This is a genomic window from Saccharomonospora iraqiensis subsp. iraqiensis (genome assembly GCF_000430445.1).
Lineage (GTDB): Bacteria > Actinomycetota > Actinomycetes > Mycobacteriales > Pseudonocardiaceae > Saccharomonospora > Saccharomonospora iraqiensis.
On sequence record NZ_KE387060.1, the window covers coordinates 1 to 2566 of the forward strand.

At 73.1% G+C, this 2566-nt stretch carries 4 protein-coding genes; 2 read left to right on the forward strand and 2 right to left on the reverse strand.

The genetic code is table 11. From position 1 onward, the window contains the following. Both ACTIR_RS21795 and nadA read right to left on the reverse strand, forming a co-directional pair. On the reverse strand, nt 1–267 hold a 267-nt coding region (locus ACTIR_RS21795; RefSeq protein WP_034238454.1), incomplete at its 3' end, for an FAD-dependent oxidoreductase. Continuing rightward, nucleotides 264–1271 carry a quinolinate synthase NadA gene (gene nadA / locus ACTIR_RS0104980; protein WP_026453452.1) on the reverse strand — a complete coding sequence of 336 codons (1008 nt, stop codon included), beginning with the start codon at nt 1269–1271 and terminating at the stop codon, nt 264–266. The genes ACTIR_RS21795 and nadA, both read right to left, overlap by 4 nt. Nucleotides 1272–1366: 95 nt before the next feature. Between nadA and ACTIR_RS0104985 the strand changes: the two genes are divergently transcribed. After that, nucleotides 1367–2080: an NUDIX hydrolase gene (locus tag ACTIR_RS0104985; protein WP_161629616.1), complete on the forward strand. Its 714-nt coding sequence runs from the start codon at nt 1367–1369 to the stop codon at nt 2078–2080. Between the two features lie 37 nt (nt 2081–2117). Then, nucleotides 2118–2566: LON peptidase substrate-binding domain-containing protein (locus tag ACTIR_RS0104990; RefSeq protein ID WP_026453454.1), on the forward strand; the 449-nt coding region annotated here is incomplete at its 3' end.

Below are 2566 nucleotides of genomic sequence, written 5' to 3' on the forward strand. Positions count from 1 at the left end.
CGCACCGTCCGGGCCGTCCGGGCCGTCCGGGCCGTCGAGAACGGCGGCGACCCCACCCTGGGCCCACCGGGTGTTGCCGTCGGAGACGGACCCCTTGGACACCACGAGCACGCGCAGCCCGAGTTCGGTCGCCCGCAGCGCCGCCGTCAGCCCGGCGACCCCGCTGCCGAGCACGACCAGATCGGCGGCCGCCTCCCACCCGGTTTGCGACCCTGAGTCGGAAACCTCGGAAACCGGGGTGACGACGCCGGTCCGCCGGGAGGTCATTCCCCACCGCCGGGGTTGCCGATCTCGACCATCCGGCGCACCGAGTCCCGCGCCCGCGCGGCGGTGTCCGGGTCGACGTCGACCTCGTCGACGCCGTCGGTCAGCGACCGCAGCAGCGCCGCCGGGGTGATCATCTTCATGTACCGGCAGGACGCGCGGTCGTTCACCGCGCGGAAGTCGATCTCCGGAGCGGCCTTGCGCAGCTGGTGCAGCATGCCCACCTCGGTGGCCACCAGCACCGACTCCGCCCGCGTGTCCCGGGCGGCGGTCAGCATGTCCCCCGTGGACAGGATCTTGACCTTGTCCTCGGGCACCGCACCCTCCCCCGCGAGGTAGAGCGCCGAGGTGGCGCACCCGCACTCGGGGTGGATGAACAGGTCGGCGTCCGGGTCGGCGGCGGCGCGCTCGGCCAGTTCCGGGCCGTTGATCCCCGCGTGCACGTGGCACTCCCCCGCCCAGATGTGCAGGTTCTCCCGGCCGGTCTCCCGTTTGACGTGCGCGCCGAGGAACTGGTCCGGGCAGAACAGCACCTCCCGGTCGGCAGGCACGGACGCGACGACGTCCACCGCGTTCGACGACGTGCAGCAGATGTCGGTCTCGGCCTTCACCTCGGCCGTGGTGTTCACATAGGACACGACGACCGCACCGGGGTGCTGTGCCTTCCACCCCCGGAGCTGTTCCGCCGTGATCGAGTCGGCCAGCGAGCACCCCGCGCGCGCGTCCGGGATCAGCACGGTCTTCTCCGGCGCGAGGATCTTGGCCGTCTCGGCCATGAAGTGCACACCGCAGAACACGATCGTGGACGCGTCGCTGGCCGCCGCGATCCGGCTGAGCGCGAGCGAGTCGCCGGTGTGGTCGGCGACCTCCTGGATCTCCGGGAGCTGGTAGTTGTGCGCGAGCAGGACGGCGTCGCGGTCGGCGGCCAGTCTGCGCACCTCGTCCGCCCAGGCCGCGTCCGCGCGGACACCGCCGTACGGGACGAGTTCGTCCACGTCTGCCGTCATTTGTCCCTCCGGGAGTTTTCGTCTTAGAATCGAAAACCGTGCCCTCTCATATTAACAGCAGCAGCCCCCTCGCACACGAGGTGCTCGCGGCGGTTCTGCGCGTGCGATGCGCCACAGGCCCCGTCGCGGCGGGACAGGACCCCGCGGTGCTGCAGGTACTGCTGTGGCGGCGGGCACTCGACCCGCACCTCGGCCGCTGGTCGCTGCCCGGGGGGCGGCTGCGCCCGGACGAGGACGTGGAGGGCTCGATCCGCAGGCAGCTGGCCGAGAAGGTGGACGTCCGCACGCTCTCCCACGTCGAGCAGCTGTCCGTGTTCAGCGCGCCCGACCGGGTTCCCGGGCCACGCGTGGTCGCGACCGCCTTCCTCGGCCTGGTGCCCGCGGACGTCGACCCGGTGCTGCCGGAGGACACCGCGTGGCACGACGTCGCGGACCTGCCGCGGACCGCGTTCGACCACGGCGAGATCACCCGGAGCGCCCGCGACCGGCTGCGCGCCAAGCTCAGCTACACCAACCTCGGGTTCGCCCTCGCGGCGGCGGAGTTCACCGTGTCGACGCTGCGGGACGTGTACTCCGCCGCGCTGGGGTACCGCGTCTCGGCCACCAACCTCCAGCGGGTGCTGTCCCGACGCGGACTGCTCGTCCCGACCGGGGGAACCGCACCCCCCGGCCGCGGCGGCGGCCGGCCCGCCGCGTTGTACCGGTTCACCCACCACGACCTGCGGGTGACCGATCCGTTCGCGGTGTTCAAGCCCCCGGCCCGGACCCGGACGGCGGCGACACGTCCGCGGCCGCGACCGCGGTCGTGAACGGGCGGCGCCGCCGTCGAACCCGTAACGTGAGGACGTGACCGACGCGAGTGGACCGGGCGGGCCCGAGGCGACGACACTGCCGCTGTTCCCCCTGCACACCGTGCTCCTGCCCGGTGTGCACCTGCCGCTGTCGGTGTTCGAACCGCGCTACCGGCAACTCACCGTCGACCTGATGACCGGGACGGTGCCCGACCGGCTGTTCGGGGTCGTGGCGATCCGGCACCCCGGCGTGCGGGAGGTGGAGACCACCGGGGACCTCGCGGCGATCGGCTGCGCGGCGCGGCTGCGGGAGGCCGAACGGCACCCCGACGGACGGTTCGAGGTCATCACCACCGGTGTGCGCCGGTTCCGGGTGCTCGATCTCGACACGCACACGGCGTGCTACCTGACCGGGCACGTGGAGTGGATCGACGACACCCCCGTCCCGGACGCGGCCGCGCACGCCGCCGCCCAGCTCGCCGGGCTCGCCCGGGCCGCGCACCG

Coding starts and splice junctions, on each gene's coding strand:
- nadA (WP_026453452.1), bottom strand. CDS start 1,271: ATGACGGCAGACGTGGACGAACTCGTCCCGTACGGCGGTGTCCGCGCG.